23 protein-coding genes are annotated in these 26,583 nt (G+C 70.1%); 12 read left to right on the top strand and 11 right to left on the bottom strand.

What is annotated here, in order from left to right; genetic code table 11:
* Positions 1 to 117: 117 nt before the first annotated feature.
* A complete protein-coding gene (locus I4Q55_RS02775) occupies positions 118 to 621 on the bottom strand; it encodes a bifunctional 2-polyprenyl-6-hydroxyphenol methylase/3-demethylubiquinol 3-O-methyltransferase UbiG (RefSeq protein WP_206784385.1) in 504 nt (167 codons plus the stop codon).
* Between the two features lie 27 nt (positions 622 to 648).
* Here I4Q55_RS02775 and mug point away from each other — a divergent pair, with 27 nt between their 5' ends.
* The 4 genes from mug (at position 649) to I4Q55_RS02755 (ending at position 4,670) form a co-directional block, all read left to right on the top strand.
* Entirely contained in the window at positions 649 to 1,209 is a 561-nt protein-coding gene (mug, locus tag I4Q55_RS02770; RefSeq protein WP_206784384.1) for a G/U mismatch-specific DNA glycosylase, read from the top strand.
* Positions 1,210 to 1,474: 265 nt separating this feature from the next.
* A complete protein-coding gene (locus tag I4Q55_RS02765) occupies positions 1,475 to 2,260 on the top strand; it encodes a response regulator transcription factor (RefSeq protein WP_206784383.1) in 786 nt (261 codons plus the stop codon).
* Positions 2,261 to 2,419: 159 nt separating this feature from the next.
* Positions 2,420 to 4,255, top strand: coding sequence for an acyl-CoA dehydrogenase (locus tag I4Q55_RS02760; RefSeq protein ID WP_206784382.1), 1,836 nt, complete (start codon positions 2,420 to 2,422; stop codon positions 4,253 to 4,255).
* 139 nt (positions 4,256 to 4,394) lie between these two features.
* Positions 4,395 to 4,670: a GlsB/YeaQ/YmgE family stress response membrane protein gene (locus I4Q55_RS02755; protein WP_206784381.1), complete on the top strand. Its 276-nt coding sequence runs from the start codon at positions 4,395 to 4,397 to the stop codon at positions 4,668 to 4,670.
* Positions 4,671 to 4,733: 63 nt separating this feature from the next.
* On the opposite strand, the gene I4Q55_RS02750 is transcribed toward I4Q55_RS02755, so the two are convergent.
* Entirely contained in the window at positions 4,734 to 6,143 is a 1,410-nt protein-coding gene (locus tag I4Q55_RS02750; RefSeq protein WP_206784380.1) for an MFS transporter, read from the bottom strand.
* A 168-nt stretch (positions 6,144 to 6,311) separates the two neighbouring features.
* Here I4Q55_RS02750 and I4Q55_RS02745 point away from each other — a divergent pair, with 168 nt between their 5' ends.
* Entirely contained in the window at positions 6,312 to 7,151 is an 840-nt protein-coding gene (locus I4Q55_RS02745; RefSeq protein ID WP_206784379.1) for a helix-turn-helix transcriptional regulator, read from the top strand.
* Complete coding sequence (locus I4Q55_RS02740) at positions 7,148 to 7,855, top strand: leucine-rich repeat domain-containing protein (protein WP_206784378.1); 708 nt, start codon at positions 7,148 to 7,150, stop codon at positions 7,853 to 7,855. The genes I4Q55_RS02745 and I4Q55_RS02740 overlap by 4 nt, the downstream gene beginning before the upstream one ends.
* A gap of 4 nt (positions 7,856 to 7,859) precedes the next feature.
* Here the strand turns inward: I4Q55_RS02740 and I4Q55_RS02735 are convergent, their stop codons facing one another.
* The 3 genes from I4Q55_RS02735 to I4Q55_RS02725 all read right to left on the bottom strand — a co-directional run bounded on the left by I4Q55_RS02735 (position 7,860) and on the right by I4Q55_RS02725 (position 12,364).
* On the bottom strand, positions 7,860 to 9,884 hold the full coding sequence (locus I4Q55_RS02735) for a VanW family protein (RefSeq protein WP_206784377.1): 2,025 nt from the start codon (positions 9,882 to 9,884) through the stop codon (positions 7,860 to 7,862).
* Between the two features lie 325 nt (positions 9,885 to 10,209).
* Positions 10,210 to 10,542 carry a co-chaperone GroES gene (locus I4Q55_RS02730; protein WP_013230909.1) on the bottom strand — a complete coding sequence of 111 codons (333 nt, stop codon included), beginning with the start codon at positions 10,540 to 10,542 and terminating at the stop codon, positions 10,210 to 10,212.
* A gap of 1 nt (position 10,543) precedes the next feature.
* Entirely contained in the window at positions 10,544 to 12,364 is a 1,821-nt protein-coding gene (locus I4Q55_RS02725) for an NHL domain-containing thioredoxin family protein (protein ID WP_206784552.1), read from the bottom strand.
* Positions 12,365 to 12,517: 153 nt separating this feature from the next.
* Between I4Q55_RS02725 and I4Q55_RS02720 the strand changes: the two genes are divergently transcribed.
* Positions 12,518 to 13,093 carry a hypothetical protein gene (locus tag I4Q55_RS02720; RefSeq protein WP_206784376.1) on the top strand — a complete coding sequence of 192 codons (576 nt, stop codon included), beginning with the start codon at positions 12,518 to 12,520 and terminating at the stop codon, positions 13,091 to 13,093.
* Here the strand turns inward: I4Q55_RS02720 and I4Q55_RS02715 are convergent.
* The 5 genes from I4Q55_RS02715 to I4Q55_RS02695 all read right to left on the bottom strand — a co-directional run bounded on the left by I4Q55_RS02715 (position 13,083) and on the right by I4Q55_RS02695 (position 18,912).
* Positions 13,083 to 13,553, bottom strand: a complete 471-nt coding sequence (locus tag I4Q55_RS02715; RefSeq protein WP_242545121.1) for an SRPBCC family protein — start codon at positions 13,551 to 13,553, stop codon at positions 13,083 to 13,085. The genes I4Q55_RS02720 and I4Q55_RS02715 overlap by 11 nt on opposite strands.
* A 304-nt stretch (positions 13,554 to 13,857) precedes the next feature.
* Complete coding sequence (locus tag I4Q55_RS02710; RefSeq protein WP_206784374.1) at positions 13,858 to 16,161, bottom strand: oxidoreductase; 2,304 nt, start codon at positions 16,159 to 16,161, stop codon at positions 13,858 to 13,860.
* Between the two features lie 79 nt (positions 16,162 to 16,240).
* Positions 16,241 to 17,038, bottom strand: coding sequence for an amino acid ABC transporter ATP-binding protein (locus tag I4Q55_RS02705; RefSeq protein ID WP_242545120.1), 798 nt, complete (start codon positions 17,036 to 17,038; stop codon positions 16,241 to 16,243).
* Positions 17,035 to 17,967 carry an amino acid ABC transporter permease gene (locus I4Q55_RS02700; protein WP_206784373.1) on the bottom strand — a complete coding sequence of 311 codons (933 nt, stop codon included), beginning with the start codon at positions 17,965 to 17,967 and terminating at the stop codon, positions 17,035 to 17,037. The genes I4Q55_RS02705 and I4Q55_RS02700 overlap by 4 nt, the downstream gene beginning before the upstream one ends.
* 15 nt (positions 17,968 to 17,982) lie before the next feature.
* Positions 17,983 to 18,912, bottom strand: coding sequence for an ABC transporter substrate-binding protein (locus I4Q55_RS02695; RefSeq protein ID WP_206784372.1), 930 nt, complete (start codon positions 18,910 to 18,912; stop codon positions 17,983 to 17,985).
* Positions 18,913 to 19,050: 138 nt separating this feature from the next.
* Between I4Q55_RS02695 and I4Q55_RS02690 the strand changes: the two genes are divergently transcribed.
* The 3 genes from I4Q55_RS02690 to I4Q55_RS02680 are packed head-to-tail and all read left to right on the top strand — an operon-like array spanning position 19,051 to position 22,507.
* Positions 19,051 to 20,709 (top strand): circularly permuted type 2 ATP-grasp protein, encoded by a 1,659-nt coding sequence (locus I4Q55_RS02690; protein WP_206784371.1) that lies wholly within the window; start codon positions 19,051 to 19,053, stop codon positions 20,707 to 20,709.
* An 11-nt stretch (positions 20,710 to 20,720) separates the two neighbouring features.
* Positions 20,721 to 21,668 (top strand): alpha-E domain-containing protein, encoded by a 948-nt coding sequence (locus tag I4Q55_RS02685; protein ID WP_206784370.1) that lies wholly within the window; start codon positions 20,721 to 20,723, stop codon positions 21,666 to 21,668.
* Positions 21,665 to 22,507: a transglutaminase family protein gene (locus I4Q55_RS02680; RefSeq protein ID WP_206784369.1), complete on the top strand. Its 843-nt coding sequence runs from the start codon at positions 21,665 to 21,667 to the stop codon at positions 22,505 to 22,507. The genes I4Q55_RS02685 and I4Q55_RS02680 overlap by 4 nt, the downstream gene beginning before the upstream one ends.
* A 34-nt stretch (positions 22,508 to 22,541) precedes the next feature.
* Here I4Q55_RS02680 and I4Q55_RS02675 read toward each other — a convergent pair whose 3' ends face one another.
* A complete protein-coding gene (locus tag I4Q55_RS02675) occupies positions 22,542 to 23,960 on the bottom strand; it encodes a M20/M25/M40 family metallo-hydrolase (RefSeq protein WP_206784368.1) in 1,419 nt (472 codons plus the stop codon).
* A 423-nt stretch (positions 23,961 to 24,383) separates the two neighbouring features.
* Here I4Q55_RS02675 and pdhA point away from each other — a divergent pair, with 423 nt between their 5' ends.
* Both pdhA and I4Q55_RS02665 read left to right on the top strand, forming a co-directional pair.
* Positions 24,384 to 25,589: a pyruvate dehydrogenase (acetyl-transferring) E1 component subunit alpha gene (gene pdhA / locus I4Q55_RS02670; RefSeq protein WP_206784367.1), complete on the top strand. Its 1,206-nt coding sequence runs from the start codon at positions 24,384 to 24,386 to the stop codon at positions 25,587 to 25,589.
* Positions 25,589 to 26,581, top strand: coding sequence for an alpha-ketoacid dehydrogenase subunit beta (locus tag I4Q55_RS02665; protein WP_206784366.1), 993 nt, complete (start codon positions 25,589 to 25,591; stop codon positions 26,579 to 26,581). Before pdhA ends, I4Q55_RS02665 begins: the two co-directional genes overlap by 1 nt.
* The last annotated feature ends 2 nt before the right edge of the window (positions 26,582 to 26,583 follow it).

Here is a 26,583-nt window from a genome sequence, read left to right as displayed (position 1 = left end):
GAGATCACACAGGTTACGCAGGTCTGTACCGAATTCGCTACCCCACGCGACGACGGCGGTCAGCAAACCAGTTCCGGTCAGCGGAAAGCCAGCCGTCGAAGGCGAGATCGGCCGAGGTCAGCAGCTCACCGAGGTCCAGGCGGCGGCAGGTGAAGTCTGTAGCCGGCGAAGGCCGCGATCGGTTCGGCGGCGGCTCTCGGTCGCCTGCCCGCCTGCGGGCCGCCGGCTCAGCCGACCCCACCCGAGCACCCCCCGCCCTCCCTGGGGGCCGGCCCCGCTTCCAGCGTATCGGCGGCCACCGACAAAACCGCCGAATCGCCGAACTGGAGCCGGAGCTGTCCACATCGGCGGGGACCTGTGGACAGCTCCGGTCGGGGGACTGCCGAGCAGCACGGCGTCGAAGGTGCGGCCGAGGTCCAGGTTCCCGATGCGGGCGCAGACGGTCTCGGCACGGACGTGCGCGAGCATCGACGCCGAATCATCCACGGCGACGACCTCATGCCCCAGGTCGAGCAAGGGGTGCGTGACGCGGCCGGCGCCGCTGCCGAGCTCGAGGATCGAGGCGTTCGGCGGCAGGAGCAGGTAGACATCGACGGGCGAGCCGTCCGCGGTGACCTCCACGCGTCGAGCGTGCCGGAAACTGGACGGGTGAGCACCCGACCCACGAAGGACCAGCTGGCCGCCGCCCACAACACGACCATCCCCGACGTCATCGCCCCCGGCCTCGACGTCCTCTTCTGCGGCATCAACCCCGGCCTCTACTCCGGCGCGCTCGGCCGGCACTTCGCCCGCCCCGGCAACCGGTTCTGGCCCGCACTGCACAAGGGCGGCTTCACGCCGCGCCTGTTCGACCCCAGCGAGCAGGACGAACTCCTCGACCTCAAGCTCGGCATCACGAACGTCGTCGCCCGGACGACAGCCCGCGCCGACGAGCTCACCGGCGACGAGCTGCGCGAGGGCGGCAAGATCCTCGCCGCGAAGGTGCTCGAACACCGGCCGCGGTGGCTGGCCGTCGTCGGGATCACCGCCTACCGCACCGCGTTCGGCTTCCCGAAGGCGCGCGTCGGACGGCAGGACCACCGGATCGGCGACACCCGGGTGTGGGTGCTGCCGAACCCGAGCGGGCTCAACGCGCACTGGACGCCGGCCGGGCTGGCGGCGGAATTCGCCCTGCTTCGAGCCGCATCCGCCGACTGTCGAAATCGTTGAACGGACTGCGGGCCACCCTCAGTAGCGCCGGCTAGCCCATCCGGCCCCTTCGCAACCAGCCGAGCCACCGCTCGAAGATCGACTTCTACGGAAAGTTTGCTGTGACCGGCGGATTGGGCCATGAGGGGGATTTGGCGTCATGAGCTGCGCAATCGCGACTCGTACCAACAGGAGGAGTTGCTCCCGGCCGGTCCAAGCAGGGGGACCGGGCGGTGCCGGAGACGTCCGGCACCCGGGAGCGACGGCGCAGAGACGGAGGCCCGCGATGCACGGCATCGAGCCCACCCGCAGGCCCGCCGGGCCGGCCGGACCCGGGGGGCGCAGCCTCGGCGTGGCGGTCGTCGACCCCGTGCCGATCTTCCGCGACGGCCTCGCCGCCCTCGTCCACCGCAGCCAGGGGCTGCACTGGGCGGGGCAGGCCGCCAGCCACCACGCGGCCCTGCAGCTGTGCGAGCAGGTCAAGCCGGACGTCGTCGTGCTCGACTCGGCCCTCGACCCGAACTGCCACCTGACCAAGCTCCTGAACGCCGGCGACCCGGCGCTCATCCTGGTCACCCTCATCCGTGACGCGAATCGCACGCAGCAGTACCTCGCGGCCGCGATCGCCGCCGGCGCACATGCCATCGTCCCGCGGTCGATCGATTCACGACGGCTCGCCGAAGCGATCCGGCGGGCGCACAGCGAACGCCGGTACATCGACCCGGCGCTGGCCGCCCTCACCGCGCGGCCGAAGCGGGCGAGCGCGCCGAAGGGCGACCTCACCCACGAGAGCCCACCGTCGCCGCGCGGCGCGATGCCGCTGTCCAGGCGCGAGTACCAGGTGCTCCAGCTGGTCGCCGAAGGGCTCGAAAACTCCGCGATCGCGAAGCTGCTGTTCCTGTCCGTCGAGACCGTCCGGACGCACGTGAAGAGCATCCTGCGCAAGCTTTCCGCCCGCGACCGGACACACGCGGTGACCATCGCCTTCCGCGGCGGGATCCTCATCGCCCGGCCCGAAGACGGATACGTTCCGGTGACGGCCGACACAACGGCGATCCCGGGCCACCGCTGACGCTGGTTGCCCAGGAAGAGGGCCACAATCGTGTGGATTTCCGATACTCGGAAGTGCGGATCTGCTTGCCCTGGTTACCCACAGGTAATATCCTGAAGTTACCGGCGAGTAAGGCGAACATGTGCCCGGCCGGGGAGCCGAACACATTGGAGTGACGACATGGGCCACTACAAGAGCAACGTCCGAGACCTGGAGTTCAACCTCTTCGAGGTACTCGGCGTGCAGGAGCGCCTGGGCAAGGGTGTGCTCGCCGAGTCCGACGAAGAGACCGCCCGGGGTGTGCTGTCCGAGCTGAACAAGCTCGCCACCGGTCCGCTCGCCGAGTCCTTCGCCGACGCCGACCGCAACCCGCCCGTCTACGACCCGAAGACGTTCAGCGTCAAGATCCCGGAGTCCTTCAAGAAGAGCTACAAGCAGCTCCTCGACGGCGAGTGGTGGCGCCTCGGGCTGACCAACGACCTCGGCGGCTTCGGCCTGCCCCCGACCGTGCAGTGGGCGGCGTCCGAGCTCATCCTCGGCGCGAACGCCCCGCTGTTCATGTACATGGCGGGCCCGAACTTCGCCATGATCGTGGACAAGAACGGCACCGAAGAGCAGAAGCACTGGGCCCAGATCATGATCGACCGGCAGTGGGGCGCCACCATGGTGCTGACCGAGCCGGACGCCGGCTCCGACGTCGGCGCGGGCCGCACGAAGGCCACCCAGCAGGAGGACGGCTCCTGGCACATCGACGGCGTGAAGCGGTTCATCACGTCGGGTGAGCACGACATGAGCGAAAACATCATGCACCTGGTGCTCGCTCGCCCCGAGGGCCCCGGTATCGAGACCAAGCCGGGCACCAAGGGCCTGTCGCTGTTCCTCGTGCCGAAGTTCCACTTCGACACCAAGACCGGTGAGCTGGGTGAGCGCAACGGCGCCTTCGTCACCGGTGTCGAGCACAAGATGGGCATCAAGGCCTCGACGACGTGCGAGCTGACCTTCGGCCAGCACGGCACCCCGGCCAAGGGCTGGCTGCTCGGCGAGGTGCACGACGGCATCGCGCAGATGTTCCAGGTCATCGAGTACGCCCGGATGATGGTCGGCACGAAGGCCATCGCGACGCTGTCGACCGGCTACCTCAACGCGCTCGAGTACGCCAAGGAGCGCGTCCAGGGCGCCGACCTGCCGAACATGCTGAACAAGACCGCGCCGCGCGTCACCATCACGCACCACCCGGACGTCCGCCGCTCGCTGATGCTCCAGAAGGCGTACGCCGAGGGCCTCCGCGCGGTGTACCTCTACACGGCGTCCTTCCAGGACCAGCTGTGGACCGGCGAGGGCGACCAGAAGCTCGCGCACGGCGTCAACGACCTGCTGCTGCCGATCGTCAAGGGCGTCGGCTCCGAGCGCGCCACCGAGCAGCTCGTGCAGTCGCTGCAGACCCTGGGCGGCTCCGGCTTCCTGCAGGACTACCCGATCGAGCAGTACATCCGCGACGCCAAGATCGACTCGCTGTACGAGGGCACCACGGCGATCCAGTCGCTGGACTTCTTCTTCCGGAAGATCGTCCGCGACAAGGGCGCTTCGCTGGCCTACGTCGCCGGGGAGATCACCAAGTTCATCGAGTCCGAGGCGGGCAACGGCCGGCTCAAGAACGAGCGCGCGCTGCTCAAGCAGGCCCTCGAGGACACCCAGGGCATGCTCGGCTCGCTGATCGGCTACCTGACCGCGTCCCAGGAGGACCCGCAGAGCATCAACAAGGTCGGCCAGCACACGGTCCGGCTGCTGATGTCGGTCGGCGACCTGCTCATCGGCTGGCAGCTGCTCAAGCACGCCGAGGTCGCCATCGGCAAGCTCGACGCGGGCGCGTCCGCCAAGGACGTCCCGTTCTACGAGGGCAAGGTCGCCGTGGCCTCGTTCTTCGCGAAGCAGGTGCTGCCGGAGCTGACCGCCCGCCGCGCCATCGTGGAGGCCGCCGACAACGCCCTCATGGAGGTCGACGAAGCCGCGTTCTGATCAACGCGTTCCGCCGAAGGGCCCCTTTCCTGACCGGGAAGGGGTCCTTCGGCGTTTCGGGCCCGGATCGCGGGGGAATTCCGTCTGCGAGTTCGCGGGACCGAGTGGCCGGACCCGCGATCATGGAGAGGAGAAAGTGATGACTGTCGCCGGCATCATCAGCGCCATCATCGTCGGGCTGATCATCGGCGTTCTGGGCCGGCTGGTCGCTCCCGGCAAGCAGGGCATCCCGATCTGGCTGACCATCGTGATCGGTATCATCGCCGCCTTCATCGGTACGGCCATCGCGCGTGGTCTCGGCTACGCGGACACGGCGGGCATCGACTGGCTGGAAGTCCTCACCCAGGTCGTCCTGGCCGCGATCGGAGTCAGCATCGCCGCGGGCGCCTACGGCCGCCGTGGTGTAACCCGGTAACTCTCACGGATTCCCCGGCCCGGCCGGTCCACCTTCGGGTGAACCGGCCGGGCTTTTCCGTGCCTACCGCGAGGCCCTCGCGAGCACGACGGCGAACCCGGTGCCCACCAGCAGCAGGACCGCGGCCCAGGTCAGCGTCGTGGCGATCGCGCCGGCGGAGGAGGTGCCGGCGAGCGTCAGGAACAGGCTCCCGAACGTCGCCACGCCGACGACCTGGCCGAGCTGCATCGTCGTCGTGAGCAGGCCGCTGGCGTCCGCCGCGCGTTCGAGCGGGACGTGCGTCAGGGCGTGCGCCATCAGGGACCCGAACGCGAGGCCCATGGAGAGGCCGAAGAGCACGAGCGCGGCGAAGAAGAGCGCGCCGCCGTTTCCGCCGTCCTTCAGGCTGAACCCGAGCAACGCGTAGGCGATCGCGGACCCCGCGTAGCCGCACGGCGTCAGTGCCGCGTGGACGCGTCCGGGCAGCTTGTGCCAGAAGAACCCGCACACGCCGAAGACGATGCCGCCGGGCGCCATGGTGAGCCCGGCCGCCAGTGCCGTCTCCCCGAGGCCCGCCTGCAGGTGCAGCGCCACACAGAACAGGAACCCGCCGTAGGCGGCCACGCCGGTGGCCAGCGCGGCCAGTCCCGGTGCGACACCGCGGATCCCGAGGACGCGGAGGTCGACCAGCGGGTCGCCGACCCGGCGTTCCACGACCACGAACAGCACCGCCAGCAGCACGCCCGCCGCGAGTGAAACGAACGTCCACACCGGCCAGCCGGTTTCGTGACCGAGGACCAGCGGCAGCACGACGAGCACCACCGCGGGCACGGCGATCGCGAGACCGGCGAGGTCGAGGCGGCGGCCCGCTCGCGCCACGCTGCCGGGCACCAGACGCAGGGCGAGCACGGCCACGAGCACGCCGATCGGCACGTTGACCAGGAAGATCGGCCGCCAGCCGGCACCGAAGAGGTCCGCGCCGACGAGCACGCCGCCGAAGACCTGGCCGGACACGAACGCGACCGAGATGACCGCGGTGTACGCGCTGAGCGCCCTGGCCCGCGCGGGGCCGCTGAACTGCGCCTGGATGACGCTGATGACCTGCGGCATCATCAGCGCCGAGCCGGCACCCTGGGCGATCCGCGCGACGATCAGCGTCGTGGGGTCCGGCGCGAACCCGCACAGCAGCGAGCAGCCGGTGAAGGCGAGGACGCCGGTGACGAACAGCCGTCGCCGCCCGAACAGCTCGCCGAGGCGGGCGCCGGTGATCAGCAGCATCGCGTAGCCAACGGTGTAGCCGGAAACCACGAGCTGCAGCGCGGCGCCGGACGCGTGCAGGTCGGTGCGGATGTCGGTCATGGCGACGTTCACGACGGTGACGTCGAGCAGCGCCATGAACTGGCCGAGCAACAGGACGGCCAGCATGAACCACGGCCGCCTGTCCGGCCGCGCAGCCCGGTCCGGGGTGGCCGGGGCATCGGTGGTCAGAGTCATGGTCCTGACCTTGAGGTTCTTGGGTTCCGCGCGGAGAGAGCCTGTCGATGCTGGTACTGCGAGCACCTGCCACTCTGCGGGGGTCCGGGTGGCGGAGCCCCCGGCTCGGGGCGCAGCCCCGGACAACACGGCCGGAAATTGTCGTACCCCTCGGGCACCATGTCCGGCATGACGTCAACGCAGGTCCACACCAGCCGCCGGGAGGAACTCGGCCAGTTCCTCAAGGCGTGCCGCGCGCGGATCGGCCCGGAGGAGGTCGGGCTGCCGCCCGGCGTTCGCCGTCGCACGAGCGGGTTGCGGCGGGAGGAGGTCGCGCTGCTCGCCGGCGTCGGCGTCACCTGGTACACGTGGCTGGAGCAGGGGCGGCCGATCAACGCGAGCGCGCAGGTGCTCGACGCCGTGGCGCGCACGCTGCGGATGGACCACCCGGAGCGGGAGCACCTGTACCGGCTGGCGGAGCTGACGCCGTCGCGGCTGCCGTCGCCGGTCGAGGTGGTGCCGGACGCCGTGCGCGAGGTGCTGCGCGCGCTCGATCCGCTGCCCGCCACCGTGATCAACGGCCGGTTCGACATCCTGGAGTCGAACGCGGCGCAGGCGGAGCTGTTCTGGGAATGGCACAGCCTGCCCTGCCTGCACAAGAACCTGCTCTGGTGCTGCGTGACCGAGCCGAACGCGCGGCGGATGCTGCTGAACTACGACGAGGAGGTGCCGCACATGGTCGCGCGGATGCGCGCCGAATACGGCAGGCACATCGGCGATCCTTCGTGGGAGGAGGACATCCGGCGGCTGTCCGCGCTGAGCCCCGAATTCGCCGGGTTGTGGGCGCGGCACGAGGTGGCGGAACCGCGGCCGCGGTTGCGGGAGTTCCAGCACCCGCGAGCGGGCCGGATGCGCCTCCGGCTGACCGAGCTGGCGGTCTCCGAGGCACCGGGGCTGCGGATCCAGGTGTCCACTCCGGACGACGCGTCGACGTGGGCGTTGCTGCCCTTGACCAGGCGGTCGTCATGACGGCACTGGACCTGAGCGGCCAGGGGCTGACGTCGGTGCCTTCGCTGCCACCCAACGTCACGCAGCTCGACCTGTACAAGAACTCGATCTCGGAGGTTCCCGGGTCGCTGTGGTCGCTGACCGGGCTGCGCGTGCTGAACCTGGCGGCGAACCGGATTTCTTCGCTGCCGCCGGGGATCTCGGCGCTGACGTCGCTGCACACGCTCGACCTGGCGCACAACCGGTTCGAGTCGCTGCCGGGCGAGCTGGGCGAGCTGGCCGGGCTCACCGAGTACCTGTACGTCAGCGACAACCGGCTGACCGAGTTCCCGGCTGCCTGGTGCCGGCTGGGAAAGCTGCGGTACCTGGGGTGCACGGACAACGGGCTCGCTTCGCTGCCTTCGGACCTTTCGGGGTTCGCCTTGCTGCGTGAACTGCGGCTGTACCGCAACGAGCTGACCGCGCTACCCGAGTCGATCGGCGCGCTGAGTGCGTTGCGAGAGCTGCACTTGCGCGGCAACCGGCTCACTTCGCTGCCGTCGTCGATCGGGTTGCTGAGCGAGCTGCGTCAGCTGGACCTGCGGGAGAACTCGTTGACGACATTGCCGGCGTCGCTCGCCGGACTGTCCAAACTGGACAAGCTGGATCTGCGGTGGAACAAGCAGCTCCGGGAGCCGGCGTGGCTGCGCGACTTCGAGGAGGCGGGGTGCATGGTCCTTCGCTGACAACTCAACAAAGAACGGTCGGACGCGGACCGTAGGTCGCCGTGTGCGAGGTCCGCCGGAGCTCGGTGCCGCTCGCGAGGTCGTAGAGCACGCGCGTGTCGGTGACGCTGAAGCCGGACGAGCCGATCGACGGCTGGCACGCGCCCGCCCCACCGGAGCCGAACTGGATGGGCGGCGGGTCGCCGGGGGTCTGCGCGCCGGTCTGGCCCTCGACGCGGAAGTGCCGGGTGCCCCAGATCCGGACCGTCACGGAATCGCCGGAGACCGTGGCCTGGATGGCGATGCCGGTCGCCGCGTCGTTGGTCAGCTTGAGCTCGACGGGACTGCCGTCGGCGTTGACGGCCTTGGCGTCGCGGCCGGCGGGGTAGCGGTCGAGGTAGTGGTCGTGCTCCAGGTGACCGGCGTCGGCCAGGCCGGCGAGGTAAGCGGCGTTGTACAGAGTGGACGCCAGCTGGGAGACGCCGCCACCGACCACGACCGGACCGGTGCCGTCCTCGTCGACCGGGGCGGGCACGTAGCCGTTGTCCGCGGTGCGCGGGCCGGAGCGGGCGCCGAGGCTGAACGTCTCGCCGGGCTTGACGATCGTGCCGGACACGCGGGCGGCGAGCGTCTGGTTGTTCGTCGCGGCCGGGCCGGTGAGGCCACCGGTGGTGAACTCGCCGATGACCTCCTTGATGCCGAGCGCGCTGGCGGCGTCGGTGGTCACGCTGGGTGTCGACGAGCTGTAGACGACGGGGAGCTCCCGCCCGTCGGTCTTCTTGAGCACGTCGATCAGGGGGAGGAAGGTCTTCTCCCAGTCCACCTTGCGGGCGTCTTCGGACGGCTCGACCGTCGGCTGGTCGCCGGTGAAGACGATCTGCGCGTCCTTGCCGTCGGTCTCGGTGCTCGCGAGCTCGTCCTTGAGGGCGGCCTGCAGCTTGCCCTGGTCGACGCGGACCTCGACGGCCCCGCCCTCGACGACGGCGAACTGGAAGGACGCCGCGATCGCGGCGGGCTTCAGCGGAACGTCCTTGCCTTCACCGCGCACGACGACCGGCTTCGCCACGGCGGGCACGACGATCTGCCGGTAGGCGGCCTGCACCCCGGCGGCGGTCGCCCGCACGGGCGTGATCGCCATGGCCAGCTTGACCCCGCCGGGGTCGAGCCAGTGGTCGGTGAGGGTGCGGACGGCGCCGGCCACGTCGAGCAGCTGCTGGCCCTGCCGCGGCAGGATCGGGAAGGCGGTGACACCGCCGTCGCTGCCCGGCAGGGGCGTGAACCCGACCGAGCCTTCCGTGGCGGGGTGGTTCAGCTTGCCCTCGGCGAGCTCGCGCACGGCCTCGCCGAGCCGGTTCTGGTCGGTGCGCGTAGCCACCCCGACCTCCCGGCTGCTGAAGAAGGACATGATCCGCGTGATCGGACTGAGCGGCTGGTGCCCGGCGAGCCCGAGGGTGTTCGGCCAGTCGAGCCCGAGCCCGGACTGCGAGGGAACGAGTTCGGCCTGAACATCGCCGCCGTGCACGGCAACGGGCCGGATCAGCCGCGGTTCGAGTTCTTTCCGCAGCTTCGCTTCCGCCTCGGCATGACTGAGCCCCCCGACATCGACGCCGGCAACGGTCACCCCCCGCGGCACATCACCGGCGCTGACAACGAGATCGACGGCATAGAGGATGACGAAGAGGCCAAGAGCAAGCCCGACGGCCATCATGGCCCGCGCAACACCTTTGCGCAGCTTCCGAGCGGGAGTCTCGGCAGCAGGCGGCGGCGCGGGGGTTTCGAGGAGTTCGCCGAGCAGATCATCGGCGAAGAGATCGGTGGCGGCGTCGTCGGAAGCGGGCGAAGAAAGGGGCGGCCACGCGGGCACGACTTCGGTCGCAGGCTCGGCAGCCACCCCGACCAGGGCCGGCGCTTCGGCAGCAGCGGCCGACGCCTCGACGGCGGTGGGCCACCCGAGCGCCACAACGTCGACAGGCTCCGCGAGCGGCTCGGCCACCACCGGCAACTCCGGCACGACAGGCGCTGACTCGGCGGGCGCCGACCCAGCATTCATCGGCTCGGCAGGCCCTGGTTCAGCGGGCGCTGATTCGACTGGCGCCGGTTCAGCACTCACTGGCTCGGTCGGCCCCGGCTCGGCGGGCGCTGGCTCGACCGGCGCCGGTTCAGCACTCACCGGCTCGGCAGGCCCTGGTTCAGAGGGCGCCGGCGCTTCGGCGGCAGCGGCCGGCGCCTCGGGCTGCTCCGGGCCGTCCCACTCGGCCGGCACCTCGGCAGCCGCGGCGGTCGGCTCGATTGCCCCCTCTTGCGCGAGCTCGCCTGGTTTCGCGGCCTCGCGTCCCTCTTCGTCTGCCACGCGCCTGCCTTTCGCGGGCCCCGACCTACAGGTAAAGCCCCGTCCCGTGCTCGGTCCGCTCGGTCGCCACCGCGTGGATGTCGCGTTCGCGCATCACCAGGTGCCCCTCGCCCTGGATCTCGACCTCGAGCTGGTCCTCCGGGTTGAAGAGCACGCGGTCCCCGGTCTTGACGTTTCGCACACTGTTGCCTACGCCCAGTACATCACCCCACGCGAGGCGCCGCGCGACCTGCGCCGTTGCGGGGATCACGATGCCGCCGCTGCTGCGGCGCTCGCCCTCTTCCGGCGACAGCCGCACGAGTACCCGGTCGTGCAGCATCTGGATTTCGAGTTTCGGCCCGTCAGACACGGCCTGCATGTTACCCGCCGGTCCGCGGCTCACCGGCCATGACCAGGCTCAATTCGCTCGTTCCACTGTCCTCGATCCGCACCGGGACGCCCCAGTCCTGCCGGGTGATCCGGCACGCCGGGTGCTCGCCGCCGTCGTCGCAGCTCGCGGCCTGCGCGACGATCTGCAGCACGCCCTCGGTGACGCCCGGGGCGAGGCGGATCTTGCGGCTCAGGTCCGTGCCGGTCCCGCCGCCGTCGGCCAGCAGCGACGGCGGTGACGCGCTGATCTCGAGCCGTGTCGACGGGCCGAAGCGGTCGTCGAGCTTCTCGCCGGGCGGTGCCGTGAACACCACCGAAAAGTCGATCTCGCCCGGCGCGAGCACCGTCGGCGGGCGGCGCACGGCGTGCGCGTCGCCGGTGACGACCGTCGGCCCGGACGACGAGTCGGCCGGGGCGATCCGGTTGCCCGCCGACTCGACGACCAGCAGCTCGCCGTCGTGCAGCAGCAGCCCCTGCGGCTCGGCGAGCCCGGTGGCGATCGTGGTCACCTCGCGGGTGAAGACGTCGTAGCTGCGGACCGCGCCGTTGTAGGTGTCGGCGATCGCGATCTTGTCGCCGGGCAGGACGGCGAGGCCCAGCGGGTGCTGGAGCAGCGCCTTGTCGGCCGGGCCGTCGGTGTGGCCGAAGGAAAACAGGTCGACGCCGATCGCGGTGTGCACGGTGAACGACTCGCCGTCGGGCTCGATCCAGCGCAGCGCCGACGTCTCCGCGTCGACGAGCCACAGCTTGTCGCCGTCGACGGCCAGGCCGGACGTCTGCGCGAAGAACGCTTCGCCGACGTCGCCGTCGCGAAGGCCTTCGACGGTCGTCCCGGCGAAGCGGCGGATCGTGCCGCCGACCGGGTCGAACACGCTCAGCGTGTGGTTGCCCGCCATGGCGACGACGATCCCGCCGGCCGGCCCCCACCAGGCGACGTCCCACGGGCTGGTGAGGTCGACGTCGGTGCCCTTGCCGGAGTCCGGGCCGCTGCGCCACTGCGCGCCGGTGCCGGCGACCGTCGTCACCTCGCCGGTGATCAGGTCCAGGCCGCGCAGCCGGTGCCCGGCCGTGTCGGCGACGACGGCGTGGTAGCCGACGCGCTCGGCGATGTCGTACGGCAGGAGCGCGATACCCGACGGCTCGGCGAAGGTCGCGATGTCGAACGGCCCGTCCTGGCCGCCGCGGGCCCCGCTGCCGAAGCGGCGGATGACGGTCTCGCCGTCCGAAGCGAACTCGACGATCGCGTGGTGCCCGGTGTCGGCGACCAGGACGCGCCCTTCGGCGGTGGCGACGGCCTTGCTCGGGAACCGCAGCTCGGCGGGCTGCTCCTCGACCGGCACGTACGGGCTGCCGCCACGGCGCAGCGTCCCCTTGGCTTCGTGCTTCGTCACGAGGTCGGCGATGACGCGGCGAAGCGCCTCTTCGTGCCCTTCGCCCGCGGCGACGTGCACGACGTACCCCTCGGGGTCGACGACGGCCAGCGTCGGCCACGCGCGGACCGCGTACTGCGACCACAGCTCCATCTTCGGGTCGTTGACCACGGGGTGGTGCACGTCGTAGCGGCGGACCGCGGCTTCGATCGAGGCGCGCTCGCCCTCGTGCAGGAACTTCGGCGAGTGGACGCCGATGGTGACGAGCACGTCGGCGAACTCGGCTTCGAGCGGACGCAGCTCGTCGAGCACGTGCAGGCAGTTGATGCAGCCGCTGGTCCAGAAGTCCAGCAGGACGATGCGTCCGCGCAGCTCGGCGAGGGTGAGCGGGCGGCCGCCGGTGTTCAGCCAGACGTCGCCGCGCAGCTCGGGGGCACGCACGCGGCTCTGCGGTCGTGGAGAAGTCACGGCATGAGTGAACTACACGCGCTCACGCTCTGTTCCGCGGTCCGCCGGATGAGAGAACAAACTCACCCCTTGTGGGTGGTCGAAAAAGGACGGGCGTGCGGGTGAGCCGCCGCTTAGGCTCGGGTCATGACCCCCGTCCAACCGGCCGGCGCCCTCACTCCGGAGGAGGCGCGGCACCTGCAGGAGAACCTCCGGGAACCCGTGCGTCCCGGGCTGAGCGAAACCGAGCTCGACGACGTCGAGCGCCGGTTCGGCTTCCGCTTCGCCGCGGACCACCGGACGTTCCTGTCCGCCGGCGTCCCGATCGGCGACCGCTGGCCCGACTGGCGCTGCGGCAACGCCGAGCAGCTGCGCAAACGTTTGGCATGGCCGGTCGACGGCGTGCTGTACGACGTCGAGCACAACGGCTTCTGGCTGCCGGACTGGGGCACACGCCCGGTCGGCCCGGAGGACGCGGTGCGCGAGGCCCGGCGGCGCCTGGCCGACGTGCCGCAGCTGGTGCCGGTGTGCGGGCACCGCTACCTGCCCGGCCTGCCGGGCACGGTGGGCTACCCGGTGCTGTCGGTGTACCAGACGGACATCATCGTGTACGGCAGTGACCTGCGCGATTACCTGCGCCGCGAGTTCGCGACGGGCGGAATCAGCACGGCCCCACCGGACGGCCCCAGATACATACCGTTCTGGTCCCGCTTCATCGACTAGCTTCGGCAGCCCGCTTCAACCGGGCCAGGGTGGCGGCGATGTTGGCGGTGTTGGCCACTTCGCGATCCCAAACGCCGGTGACGGTCGACGTCGCGACCTTGAACCACGCCGGCCGCCGCTCCCACATGCTTTCGACGACGACGCAGCCATCGCCGACGGGCTCGAAATCGTACTGCCAGCGGGAAACGGGCAGCCCGGCGAAGGAGGTGACTTCGAAGCCGAACCGGCACCCGGGCTCGGCGTCGGTGATGGTGGACAGGGTGCTCCACCGCCGGAAGCCACGCTGGTTGCGGCCGCGGAACTTCGCGCCGACGGCGGGCTGCGAAGCACCGCCAACCCACCGATGCCCGGCGTACTCTTCGGCGACGTCTGCGAGCGCGCCGGGGTCACTGACCAGTGCGTACACGGTTTCGGGAGCCGCATCGATCTCGATCCGGCCGGTGGCGTTCGGTGCGTTCAAGAGGACCTCCACACTGAGGGGCATACCGAGGGTATGTCAGAGACCGGCGTTAGGGAACGGGCCTGTGGATGCCGGAAGGGTGATGTGGACAGCTGGGACCGAAAAGGCCGCATCGGCCGGGTTCGTCGGTGGGGGCCGATAGACTGGACTTGGGACGCCCCCCGGGAGGGTGGGGGCTGGTCTGGGGTCTCTGGGCCCGGGGAGCAATGGTCCCGGCAGCGGGTAGCTCACGTCGGCCGCGCGGTCGGTCACGAAGGGGCATGGCCGGCCGGCTCCAGGGCGTTCTTCCCTCGGCGGGCCCGGCTCAGTTGTCCCGGCGCAGCATGCGGCTCACGCCCGCCGCGACCGTGGTCGCCAAGATCCAGCCGGACGCCGTGAAGCCGGCCGCCACCCAGTTGTCCGGGCCGTGCATGTACCAGCGGTTCTTGTTGCCGAAGTCCACGATCGGGACCAGCAGGTCCGCCGTGTAGATCACCGGGTTCCACTGCAGTCCGGTGTCCTGCTGGTTCACCACGCACCGCGGGCCGCTCGCCACGTACCTGCCGGACTTGTCGTAGACACAGTCGTCGCGGCCCAGGCCGAACCACAGGCTGCCCAGGACCAGCAACGTCAGCAGCCAGCCGAGCGCGCGGACCGGGCGGTAGCCGTACCCCACCATCGAACGCTGGAGCCAGCTCCACAACCGCACGCCCGGGCCGAAGAACTTGAAGCCCCTGGCCAGCGCCTCGTAGCGGAACTGCTGCTTGCGCAACGCCACCGTCGACGCGTGCTCTTCGTTTCCCGCCGCGCGCAGCATGTGCGCCAGCTGGTCGTACGGCCCTGGGCGGTAGCCGCGCATTGCGCTGCGCAGCAGCTCGATGCGCTCGTTCAAGGCCTTGTCGTCGTCGAGGGGGATTCCCTTCTTCAACGCGTCGTAGCGGAAGTCCTCCAGCTCGATGCCCTCGGACGCCGCCCAGAACTGCTTGTTATCGCTCAGGGTTCCGCAGTGGGCTCGCCTGAGCACGATCCGGCCCGCCGGAGGACTGCTCGGGGTGAAGATGAACTCGTCCGAGGCGACGTCGCCCGCGTCCAGGGCCACGCCGAACGGGGGCAGCGAACCGAGCTGGGAACCACGCAGGTCCACTCGGCGGGCGACCTGGGCGCCGTCGAGGTTCACGCCGCCCTCGGCCACGAACGGGCGGCCGTTGTTGTCGCGGAGCGTCAGGTCGCGGCCGACGCGGCCGGTGCGGACGTCGAGGGAATAACTGCTGGTCGCGCGGCGGCCCGGGTCCGTCAGCCTGGTGCCTGCCAGGTTGATCGAGCCGCCGACGTCCACGCCCTGCAGGCGCAGCGTGCCGTGGATCGTCGCGTCGGTGAGCTGGAAGTTGCCCGCGATCTTCGACCGGCGGGCCGAGAACACGTCACGGCCGGGGTGGCGGAACATCGAGTTCCACGCCAGGAAGTTGCCACCGACGGTGACGTCGGCCAGGCGCAGCTGGCCCGTCGGCACACGCAGGCTCGTCGCCTCGATGTCACCGCCGATCTCGGTGCCGTCCAGGTGCAGCGCGCGGTCGTAGTACGGGACCGTGTTGCCGCGCTCGACGCGGATCTCGGCGCCCGCCAGCCGCAGCGAGCCGCCGATGCGGGCGTTGACCATGCGCAACGTGCCCAGCGCCTGCAGGCCGTCGGACAGTTCGACGTTGCCGTCGACGCGCATCCGGTCGGCGACCAGCGCCGGCCGCGGGTCGATGTACGGGTCGTTGGACTTCCACGCGTCGACGGCGATCGGGCCGTGCTGGGACACCGTCAGCTTGGCCTCGCGCAGCGAGATGTCGCTGTTCACCGTGGCACTCGGCAGGTACATGATCCCGGTCGCGGAGAACCGCTTGCGCTGGCTGGCCGGCCCGTAGTTGTCGACCTCGCACAGCAGGCTGCCGCCGATGTGCAGGCCGTTGCCGTTGAGCGCGAAGCCGTCCGGGTTGTTCAGCGTCGCGCCCGAAAAGTTGACGTTACCGCCGGTCCGCAGGCCGGGGAGCCGGACTTCGCCGTTCGCGACCATCCGGTAGGCCAGCAGCGCGCCGGTCAGCACCAGCCGGTCGGCGTGGATCGCCTTTCCGTGGGGGTGCGAGATGACCGTGCGGGTCAGCACCATCGACCCCTCGATCACCGCGTCGGTGAAGTTGACGGCGGCGTTCGGCATGCCGCGTTCGCGGTCGTCGCCGCGCTGGACGGTGGTCTCTTCGATCTCCCGCCGGTCGCCGTCGACCTGCACCACGCTGCGGATCAGCCGGACGTCGTTGCGGCTGCGCATGTTGCGGGCCTTGAGCCCGGGCAGCCAGCACTTCCGGAACACGAGCCCGAGCAGGTTCGCCTCACGCACGTCCGGCGGCTGCTCGAACCGGCAGCGCTCGAACCGGAACAGGTACTTCAGGTCCGCGGCCCGCAGGTCCAGCGTCCCGGTGATGTAGGCGTCCTCGACGTAGACGATCGGGGCGTTCGTGGCCTGACGCCGCCAGCGCAGCAGGCCCGCGTTGCCGGGTTTCAGCAGCTCAGAGGCCTTGACCTCGTACCGGCGGTCCGGGATGCCCGCGAAGGGGTCCAGCGGCGGCAACGCGCTTTCCGTCGACATGACCCTCCCTCGCCCGCCATCAAGGTAGCGAAAAAACGGCGGAAACGGTGCCGGAACACCGTTTCCGCCGCAAGACGCCTCAGGCGTTGGGGTTCAGCACCCGGGCCAGGAACGCCTTGGTCCGCTCCTCGCGCGGGCTCCCGATCACCCGCTCGGGCGGCCCCTCCTCGACGACGACGCCGCCATCCATGAACAGGACCTTGTCCGCCACCTCGCGCGCGAACTGCATCTCGTGCGTGACGACGACCATGGTCATGCCGTCCTTGGCGAGCTGCTTCATCACGCCGAGGACGTCGCCGACGAGCTCCGGGTCCAGCGCCGACGTCGGCTCGTCGAACAGCATCAGCTTCGGCTGCATCGCCAGCGCCCGGGCGATCGCGACCCGCTGCTGCTGCCCGCCGGACAGCTGCGCCGGGTAGTTCTTCGCCTTGTCCGCGAGGCCGACGCGCTCCAGCAGCTCGTGTGCACGCTGCCTGACCTGGGCCTTCGGCTCGCGCCGGACCTGGATCGGCGCCTCCATGACGTTCTCGATCGCCGTCATGTGCGGGAAGAGGTTGAAGCGCTGGAACACCATGCCGATGTCCTTGCGCTGGAACGCGACCTCTTTCTCGCGCAGCTCGTGCAGCTTGTCGCCGCGCTGCTTGTAGCCGACCAGCACGCCGTCGACGTAGAGCCGGCCGGCGTCGATCTTCTCGAGGTGGTTGATGCAGCGCAGCAGCGTCGACTTGCCCGAGCCGGACGGCCCGATCAGGCAGAGCACCTCGCGTTCGTGCACCTCGAGGTTGATGCCCTTGAGGACGTCGACGCTGCCGAAGCTCTTGTAGATCCGCTGCGCGGACACCACGGGCAGCTTCGGCTCGGAAACCTCGGTGGTCATGTGACGTTTCCTCCACCCCGGCTGAACATCCTCGCCGCCCAGCCCTGCCGCTGGACCACGTCTCGCGAGGTGCCCCGCGCGAAGCGCTTCTCGATCTGGATCTGGACCAGCGTCAGCACGGACGTCATGAACAGGTACCAGATGGCCGCCGTGATGAGCAGCGGGACCGTCTTGTAGTTCTGCGAGTAGATGGTCTGCACCGCGACCATCAGCTCGAAGTACCCGATGGCCACGACCAGCGACGTCGTCTTCAGCATCGAGATCGTCTCGTTGCCGGTCGGCGGGATGATCACCCGCATCGCCTGCGGCAGGATGATCCGCCGCAGCGTCTTCGTCCGGCTCATGCCCAGCGCGCTCGCCGCTTCCAGCTGGCCCGAATCGACCGACTGGATGCCGCCGCGCACGATCTCCGCCATGTACGCGGCTTCGTTGAGCCCGAGGCCGAGCAGCGACGCCGTGAACTGCGTGATCAGCTGGTTGGTGTCCCAGCTGACGAACTCCGGCCCGAACGGGACACCCAGGCCGAGGCGCGGGTAGGCCAGCGCGAGGAAGTTCCAGATCACCAGCTGCGTGATCAGCGGCGTGCCGCGGAACAGCCAGATGTAGATGCCGGCCGCTCCCGAGGTCAGCGGGTTGGGCGACAGCCGCATCACGGCCAGCAGGATCCCGCCGACGATCCCGATCAGCATCGAAATCACGGTCAGGATCAGGGTGTTCTGCAGGCCACGCAGCACCCGGTCGTCGAAGAGGTACTCCCCGACGACCGGCCACTGCAGAGCGTCGTTCGTGATCACGCTGCGGACCACGATGAACGCGAGGAAGAGGATGATCACCCCGGCCACCCAGCGCCCGTAGTGGCGCACCGGGACGGCCTTGATGGGCTCGGCCTCGATCGGCGCCTCGCCGGGAGGCGCTTCGTTGGAGCTCACGAACTACGTCCTATCTCAGGAGGCCGGGTTGATCTCCGACTTGGTGACCGCGCCGGCGGCGTTGAGACCCCACTTGTCCAGGATCTTCTTGTACTCGCCGCTGTCGATCAGCTTCTGGATCGCGCCCTGGACGGCCTTGCCGTAGTCACCGCTGTTCTTCGGCAGCACGATGCCGTACGGCGCCGTGTCGTACGGCGCGCCGACCGACTCGAGCTGGCCGTTGGTCTGCTTGACCGCGTAGTCGATGACCGGGGAGTCGGCCAGCTCGCCCTGGACGCGCTTGGCGGTGAGGGCCAGGTTGACGTCGGTCTGGGCCTGCAGCTGCGTGATGTCGATGGCGGGCTTGCCGGCGCCGGTGCAGGCCGCGTTCTTCTTGTCGAGGTCCTCGACCTGGGTGGTGCCCTTCTGGACGGCGATCTTCTTGCCGCAGAGGTCGTCGATCTTGAGGCCGTCCGGGTTGCCCTTCAGCACCGCCAGCGAGGTGCCCGCGCTGTAGTAGGAGATCATGTCGACGGTCTGCAGCCGCTCCGCGGTGATGCTGAACGACGACATCGCCAGCTCGTACTTCTTGGCGCCGATGCCCGGGATGATGCCGTCGAAGGCGGCGTTCTGGAAGTCCATCTGGACGCCGAGCACCTGGCCGATGGCGGTGCCGAGGTCGACGTCGAAGCCGGCCGGCTTGCCGTTGTCGACGAACTCGTTCGGCGGGTAGCTCTGGTCCTGGCCGACCACGATCTTGCCGTCGGCCTTCACGTCGGCGGGCACCATGGCGGCCAGCGCGTCGTCCTTGGCCACCGCGTCACCCGATCCGGCGCCCACCGAAGCGGAGGTGCTGGTGCCGACGTTGCCCGCGCCGCTCCCTCCCGCTCCGCACGCCACGGTCAAGCCGACCAGGGCGAACGCAGGCAGCAGGGCGATCGCCTTGAGCTGGGTTCCTCGGGCCACGTCGTCACTCCTCGTAGTTCTCAGGTTCTGAGAGCACGCATATTGCCACTCATCCATACCAAAGCACAGCACCGCGAAGTTACGGCGATGTTTAGAGCGACGCGCGAGTGTCGCGTCCGGGCCACGCGGTGAGCGAGGATGTCGACCATGAACGCCACGCCGCCCCGGCTACCCCCGTCCGGTCGACGCGCGAGGAAGGCGGCGACTCCCCGGATCACCCGTCCGGGTGCCCGGTTCGAGGGCTATCTCTCGCCGGAGCGGCCACACGCCGGCGCCTACGACGAGATGTTCGCCGCCGACGGCACGGTCCGCGGCCCGTACCGGGCGCTGTACGAGTCGATCGCGGCCCTCGACGCGCACGACCTGCAGTCCCGCTCCCAGGCCCTCGACCGGGCGATGGTCGACCAGGGCATCACGTTCTCGCTGTCCGGGCAGGAGCGGCCGTTCCCGCTGGACCTGGTGCCGCGGGTGATCCAGGCCGCCGAGTGGACGAAGCTCGAGCGCGGCGTCGCCCAGCGCGTCCGGGCGCTCGAGGCGTTCCTCGCCGACGTCTACGGCGACCGGCAGATCCTGCGCGACGGCGTGCTGCCGCGGCGGCTGATCACCTCGTGCGAGCACTTCCGCCGGGAGGCGTTCGGCATCACCCCGCCGAACGGCGTGCGCATCCACGTGTCCGGAGTGGACCTGGTGCGCGACGAGGAAGGGACGTTCCGGGTGCTGGAGGACAATCTCCGCAACCCGTCCGGGGTGTCGTACGTGATGGAGAACCGGCGCACGATGGCCCGGGTCTTCCCGGACCTGTTCGCCCAGCACCGCGTGCGACCGGTCGGCGACTACGCGTCGCACCTGCTCCGGGCGTTGCGCGCGGCAGCCGCGGCGAACGTCGCCGACGCGACGGTCGTCGTGCTCACCCCCGGCGTGCACAACTCGGCGTACTTCGAGCACTCGCTGCTGGCCCGGCTGATGGGCGTCGAGCTGGTCGAAGGCCGCGACATGTTCTGCCGTGACAACGTCGTCTACCTGCGGACCACCGAGGGCGAGCGCCAGGTCGACGTCATCTACCGGCGGATCGACGACGAGTTCCTCGATCCGGTGCACTACCGGCCCGACTCGGTGCTCGGCGTCGCCGGCATCCAGAACGCGGCCCGCGCGGGCAACGTCGTCGTCGCGAACGCGATCGGCAACGGCGTCGGTGACGACAAGCTCGTCTACACCTACGTGCCGGAGATGGTGAAGTACTACCTGAACGAAAAGCCGCTGCTGCCCAATGTGGACACCTTCCGCTGCTGGCTGCCGGACGAGTTCGACCACGTCATGGCCCACCTCGACGAGCTGGTCGTGAAGCCGGTCGAAGGCTCGGGCGGGTACGGGATCGTGTTCGGCCCGGACGCGTCGAAGAAGGACCTGGACACGCTGCGGCGCAAGGTGCGCGCGAACCGGCGCGGCTGGATCGCGCAGCCGGTGGTCCAGCTGTCGACCGTGCCGGCCAAGGTGGACGACCGGCTCGCGCCGCGGCACGTCGACCTGCGGCCCTTCGCCGTCAACGACGGCAAGGAGATCTTCGTGCTCCCCGGCGGGCTGACGCGGGTGGCGCTGCCGGAGGGCAGCCTGGTCGTCAACTCGTCGCAGGGCGGTGGCTCGAAGGACACCTGGGTGCTGGCGTCCCGGGCGTCGACGGCCGAGCGCGAGCTGGAGCAGCCCGCGCTCGGCGTGATGTCCACTGTGGACGGGCTGGCCGCCGAGCAGGGGCCCGAGCTCACGACGTCCCAGCAGCAGCAACAGCAACAGCAGAGCTAGGGAGGTTTCGCATGCTCGCCCGCAACGCGGAGTCGCTGTACTGGATCGGCCGGTACGTCGAACGCGCCGACGACACCTCCCGGATCCTCAACGTCTCGGTCCACCAGCTGCTCGAAGACGCCACCGTCGACCCGGACCACGCGAGCCGCCAGCTCCTGGCCGTCCTGGGCATCGACACCCCGGACGGCGAGCCGCTCGACGTCTGGAAGCTGACCGAGCTGGTGGCGTACGCGAAGGACAACCCCGCGTCGATCGTCGGCTCGATCAACTCGGCGCGCGAGAACACCCGCGGCGCCCGCGAAGTCGTCTCGACCGAGCTGTGGGAGTGCCTGAACGCGACGTGGAACGCGGTGCCCGACCGGCAGCGCTACGCCCGGCGCGCCGGGCCGCACGCGTTCCTGTCGTTCGTGGAGGAGCGCGCCGCGATGTTCGCCGGGCTCGCCGACTCGACGATGTCGCGGGACGACGGCTGGCTGTTCATGGTGCTGGGCCGCTCGATCGAACGCGCCGACATGGTGGTGCGGCTGCTGCTCTCGCGGGTCGCGGACCGCGCGTCGTCGCCGGGCTGGATCACCGTGCTGCGCTCGGCCGGCGCGCAGGACACCTACCTGCGGACGTACCGGGGCGCGCTGGACGCCGGCCGCGTCGTGCAGTTCCTGTTGCGGGACACGCTGTTCCCGCGCTCGGTGTTCCACGCGCTGCGGCAGGCCGAGGAGTGCCTGCAGCGGCTCGACCCGGGCGGCGGCTCGCGCAGCAACGAGAAGTCGGAGGCGCTGCGCCAGCTCGGCCGGGCCCGCAGTGAGCTGGAGTTCCTCCGGCCGTCGGACCTGCTCACCGACCTGCCGCGGCGGCTCGGCGGGTTGCAGACGACGATCAAGGACATCGGGGAAGCGGTGTCGTTGCAGTACTTCAGCACGTCACCGTGGGTGGCGTGGAGCGGCGCGGAGGTTTCACTGTGACGTGGCAGCTGCGGGTGGCGCACCGGACCGGGTACCGGTACGCGACACCGGCGACGCAGTCGTACAACGAGGCCCGGCTGACCCCGCGCTCGGACCGCCGCCAGACGACGGTGGCGACGCGCATCGAGACGACGCCGGCGACCCGCGCCTACCGGTACACGGACTACTGGGGCACGGTCGTGACGTCGTTCGACCTCCACGCGCCGCACACGGAGTTCACGGTGCTGGCGACCTCGGTGGTCGAGACGGCGGACGAGGCCGAGCCGATCCGCACGGCGTCGTGGAAGGACCTGCGGTCCGAAACGGTCATCGACCACCGCACCGAGTACCTCACGCCGACCAACTACACGCCCCGCGATGCCGAGCTGGCACGCGAGGCTCGTGCGTTGCGCCGCGGGCTGGACCCGGCGGAGGCGGTGCTGGCGGTGTGCGAGTGGGTGAACAAGCAGCTGAAGTACCAGCCGGGCACCACAGGCGTCCACTCGACGGCGACGGACGCCTGGCAGGCGCGCGAAGGCGTGTGCCAGGACTTCGCGCACGTGACGCTGGTGATGCTGCGCGCGATCGGCGTGCCGGCGCGGTACGTGTCGGGGTACCTGCACACGAAACCGGACGCGAAGCTCGGCGAGGTGGTCGACGGCGAGTCCCACGCGTGGGTCGACGTCTGGACCGGCGGGTGGTGGGCGTACGACCCGACGAACGCGATCCCGGTCGGGCCGCGGCACGTGTGGGTGGCGATGGGGCGGGACTACGCGGACGTGGCGCCGTTGAAGGGGATCTTCACCGGGGGTGGGCAGTCCACTTTGGACGTCTCGGTCCACCTGACCCGGCTGGCCTGAGCGGCGCTTTCCCGGGAAAGCGCCGCTCAGGGGATCAGCCGCGGGCGTGGGCGTCCAGGATGTGCGCGACGGCCTCGGTGACCTGCTGCGCGTAGTCCAGGTGCAGCCACTCGTCCGGCACGTGGATGTTCGAGTCGGCGCCGCACGCGCCGGTGACCAGGAACTGCGCCTGCGGGTACTTGCGCGAGAGCAGGCCCATGAACGGGATCGAGCCGCCCATGCCGGTCGCGCGGTGGGGGCGGCCGAACACCTCGTCGCTGACCGTGCGCAGGGCCGTCGTCAGCCACGGCGATTCGGTCGGTGCGTTCCAGCCGTTCTCCGCCTGCGGCGAGTCGAGCGTGACCTTCGCGCCGTACGGGACGTCGGTGGTCAGGGTGCGCTTCACGGCTTCGAGCGCATTCTCGGCGTCGGCCGTCGGGGGGAGGCGGAAGCTCAGCGTCAACGTCGTGCTCTCGCGCAGGACGTTGCCCGCGTCGGCGGGCTTCGGGAAGCCGTCGGCGCCGATCACCGACAGTGTTGGGCGCCACGCGTTGTTGAGCATCAGCTCCAGCGCGTCTTCCGTGATCACGCGGCCGCCCTCGACCAGCGGGAACGCCTTCGACAGCGCCTCTGGGAAGTCCTGGGAGACGGCCTTGAGCTCCGCCAGCCGGTCGGCCGGGACGTCGACCTTGAGCTCGTCGAGCAGCAGCTCGCCGGTCGCGCTGTCCTCGAGGCGTTCGATCAGGTGGCGCAGGATCCGGAACGAGCTCGCGACGACGCCGCTGGCCACGCCGGAGTGCTGCGCCGAGCCCAGCAGCTGCACGGTGACGTCGAGGTGCAGCATCCCGCGCAGGCTCGTGACCAGCCACAACCGCTCGTAGTCGCTGCCGCCGGCGTCGAGGCAGACCACCAGCGAGACGTCGCCGATGCGGTCGGCCAGGTGCTCGACGTAGGCGGGCAGGTCGGGGCTGCCGGACTCCTCGCCGGTCTCCAGCAGCAGCACGATGCGGGCGTGCTCGCCGCCGGCCGCGTGCACGGCCTCGATCGCCGTTGTCGCCGCGTAGCCGGAGTAGCCGTCGTCGACCGAGCCGCGGCCGTACAGCCGGCCGTCGCGGATCACCGGGGTCCACGGGCCGAGGCCTTCGGACCAGCCGCCGACCGGGGGCTGCTTGTCGAGGTGGCCGTACATCAGGACGGTGCCCTTGTCCGCCGCGCCCGGGGTCGCCGGGACGTCGACGAGCAGCAGCGGGGTCCGGTCTTCGAGCTGCACGACCTCCAGCGTCGCGCCGGGCAGGTCACGCCCGGCGATCCACGCGCGGACGTGTTCGACGGCGGCGGCGAGGTGGCCGCTCTTCGCCCACTCGGCGTCGAAGGCCGGGGACAGGGCGGGGATGGCCACCAGCCCGGACAGGCTCGGGATGACGTCGCTGGTCCACGACGTCACGACGGATTCACGCACGGATTTCTGCTCCACGCGGCCCATCGTGCCACGCTGTGACAACCGGGGCTTCGCCCCGAGCCGGGGGCTCCGCCACCCGGACCTCCAAAAAGCTGCGAGTCCGACAGTGCGGCACATCACAACCTCGTCGCCGCCTGGCGTGATCGAGTGATCACCCGCGGAGCACCACGCCTGGTGAGCGTCCCCGCTGATCCCCAACCCTCGTAGTTCCGATGCTCGGGCTTCCTAACGTTTTCCCTGTTCAGGGCCCCTTTCTCAGCAACAAATCAGTATCCGTGACTCACCAAAGCAGTGACCTTCATGCCAGGATGTCCGCGTGAACCGTCAACGCCGACGGTGACTGAGCGCTTCGGACCCGACGCGCTGGTCCCCGCCGGTGCAGTCGCTGTGGTCGCCACAAGCGGCCGCCAGAGGCACCGACACCGAGGAGTACTGCGCATGCCGTCCGAACAGTGGACGCACCCGGAGCCCGGCGACGGGCCGGCCGCGGTAGCGGCCCAACCGTCCCCCGAGCAGGTGATCGCCGGGTTGCGAGCGACGAGCGAAGGTGGCGCTGAGCTGACTCAGCTGCTCACCCCCGAAGGCGAACGGGTTCCGTCGCCCCAGTTCGACAAGTACGTCGACGACATCGACGCCGAAGCACTCCGCGGCCTGTACCGCGACATGGTGCTGGTCCGCCGGGCCGACCGCGAAGCGAACGCCATGCAGCGCCAGGGCCAGCTGGGCATCTGGGTCCCGCTGCTCGGCCAGGAGGCCGCGCAGATCGGCTCCGGCCGCGCCCTGAAGGCCAACGACATGGCGTTCCCCAGCTACCGCGAGCACGGCGTCGCGTACGCGCGCGGGGTCGACATGAAGGACCTGCTGGGCATCTTCCGGTGCACCGACCACAGTGGCTGGGACTACCAGGGCCACGGCTTCCACCCGTACACCATCGTGATCGGCAACCAGGTGCTCAACGCCGCCGGCTACGCGATGGGCCAGAAGTTCGAGGGCAAGGTCGGCGACGACGACGGCGAAGCCACGATCTGCTATTTCGGCGACGGCGCCACTTCGCAGGGTGACGTCCACGAAGGATTCGTCTGGGCCGCCGTCTACGACGCGCCGCTGGTGTTCTTCTGCCAGAACAACCAGTGGGCGATCTCCGAGCCGACCGAGCGCCAGTCGCGCCTGCCGCTGTACCAGCGCGCCCGCGGTTACGGCTTCCCCGGCATCCGCGTCGACGGCAACGACGTCCTCGCCTGCCTGGCGGTGTCGCGCTGGGCGCTCGACGAGTGCCGCCACGGCAACGGCCCGGTGCTGATCGAGGCGTTCACCTACCGGATGGACGCGCACACGACGACCGACGACCCCACCCGCTACCGGCTCTCCGACGAGCTGGAGGAGTGGAAGCTCAAGGACCCGATCGAGCGCGTCCGCGCGTACCTGGCCCGCGGCGGCTACGCCGACCAGGCGTTCTTCGACAGCGTCCAGGCCGACGCCGACGCCTTCGCCGCCGACCTGCGCGAGTACACGTTCAACATGCCGGAGCCACCGCCGGACCGGATCTTCAGCAACGTCTACGCCGAGGGCAACCCCCTACTGGAGGCGCAGCGCGAAGAGTTCCTGTCCTACCTCGACGGCTTCGTATCGGCGGGTGAGCACTGATGACCGACCTCCAGAAACTCACCATCGGCAAGGCCCTCAACCTCGGCCTGCGCCGCGCGATGGAAGAAGACCCGAAGGTCCTGATCATGGGTGAGGACGTCGGCAAGCTCGGCGGCGTCTTCCGGATCACCGACGGCCTGCAGAAGGACTTCGGCGAGCAGCGCGTGCTGGACACGCCGCTCGCGGAGTCGGGCATCATCGGCACCGCGGTCGGCCTGGCCGTGCGCGGCTTCCGGCCGGTGTGCGAGATCCAGTTCGAGGGCTTCATCTTCCCCGGCTTCGACCAGATCTCCTCGCAGCTGGCCAAGCTGCACTACCGGACGCAGGGCAAGATCAAGATGCCGGTCGTGATCCGGGTGCCGTTCGGCGGCGGGATCGGCGCGGTCGAGCACCACTCGGAGTCGCCGGAGTCGCTGTTCGCGCACATCCCGGGCCTCAAGGTCGTGTCCATTTCGAACGCCGTCGACGCCTACTGGGGCATCCAGCAGGCGATCAAGTCGGACGACCCGGTCCTTTTCTTCGAGCCGAAGCGGCTGTACCACTCGGGTGCGCTGCGCGCGGAGATCGACGTCGCCGGTACGCCGGCTTCGTGCTTCTCGTCGCAGGTCGTCCGGGAAGGCACGACGGCGACGGTCGTCGCGTACGGCCCTTCGGTGAAGGTCGCCCTCGACGCGGCCGCCGCGGCCGAGGACGAAGGCAAGTCCCTCGAGGTCATCGACCTGCGCACGCTCTCGCCGCTGGACCTCGGCCCGGTGTTCGAGTCGGTGCGCAAGACCGGACGGCTGATCGCGCTGTCGGAGGCGCCGTCGGAGTCGTCGCTGACGTCGGAGATCGCCGCGCGCGTCCAGCAGGAGTGCTTCTACTCGCTGGAAGCGCCCGTCCTCCGGGTGACCGGGTTCGACACGCCGTACCCGCCGGCCAAGCTCGAGGAGCACTACCTCCCCGACCTGGACCGGGTGCTGCACGCCGTCGACCGCTCACTCGCCTGGTAAGG

Origin of the sequence: Amycolatopsis sp. MtRt-6 (genome assembly GCF_017308975.1) — a bacterium.
In the GTDB taxonomy this organism is placed as follows: Bacteria; Actinomycetota; Actinomycetes; order Mycobacteriales; family Pseudonocardiaceae; genus Amycolatopsis.
This window is presented reverse-complemented; position numbering and strand designations above follow the sequence as displayed.

Coding starts and splice junctions, on each gene's coding strand:
- I4Q55_RS02765 (WP_206784383.1), top strand. CDS start 1,475: ATGCACGGCATCGAGCCCACCCGCAGGCCCGCCGGGCCGGCCGGACCC.
- I4Q55_RS02710 (WP_206784374.1), bottom strand. CDS start 16,161: ATGTCGACGGAAAGCGCGTTGCCGCCGCTGGACCCCTTCGCGGGCATC.
- I4Q55_RS02690 (WP_206784371.1), top strand. CDS start 19,051: ATGTCGACCATGAACGCCACGCCGCCCCGGCTACCCCCGTCCGGTCGA.
- I4Q55_RS02730 (WP_013230909.1), bottom strand. CDS start 10,542: ATGCAGGCCGTGTCTGACGGGCCGAAACTCGAAATCCAGATGCTGCAC.
- I4Q55_RS02760 (WP_206784382.1), top strand. CDS start 2,420: ATGGGCCACTACAAGAGCAACGTCCGAGACCTGGAGTTCAACCTCTTC.
- I4Q55_RS02705 (WP_242545120.1), bottom strand. CDS start 17,038: ATGACCACCGAGGTTTCCGAGCCGAAGCTGCCCGTGGTGTCCGCGCAG.
- I4Q55_RS02740 (WP_206784378.1), top strand. CDS start 7,148: ATGACGGCACTGGACCTGAGCGGCCAGGGGCTGACGTCGGTGCCTTCG.
- I4Q55_RS02665 (WP_206784366.1), top strand. CDS start 25,589: ATGACCGACCTCCAGAAACTCACCATCGGCAAGGCCCTCAACCTCGGC.
- I4Q55_RS02750 (WP_206784380.1), bottom strand. CDS start 6,143: ATGACTCTGACCACCGATGCCCCGGCCACCCCGGACCGGGCTGCGCGG.
- I4Q55_RS02685 (WP_206784370.1), top strand. CDS start 20,721: ATGCTCGCCCGCAACGCGGAGTCGCTGTACTGGATCGGCCGGTACGTC.
- pdhA (WP_206784367.1), top strand. CDS start 24,384: ATGCCGTCCGAACAGTGGACGCACCCGGAGCCCGGCGACGGGCCGGCC.
- I4Q55_RS02720 (WP_206784376.1), top strand. CDS start 12,518: ATGACCCCCGTCCAACCGGCCGGCGCCCTCACTCCGGAGGAGGCGCGG.
- I4Q55_RS02755 (WP_206784381.1), top strand. CDS start 4,395: ATGACTGTCGCCGGCATCATCAGCGCCATCATCGTCGGGCTGATCATC.
- I4Q55_RS02735 (WP_206784377.1), bottom strand. CDS start 9,884: ATGAATGCTGGGTCGGCGCCCGCCGAGTCAGCGCCTGTCGTGCCGGAG.
- I4Q55_RS02745 (WP_206784379.1), top strand. CDS start 6,312: ATGACGTCAACGCAGGTCCACACCAGCCGCCGGGAGGAACTCGGCCAG.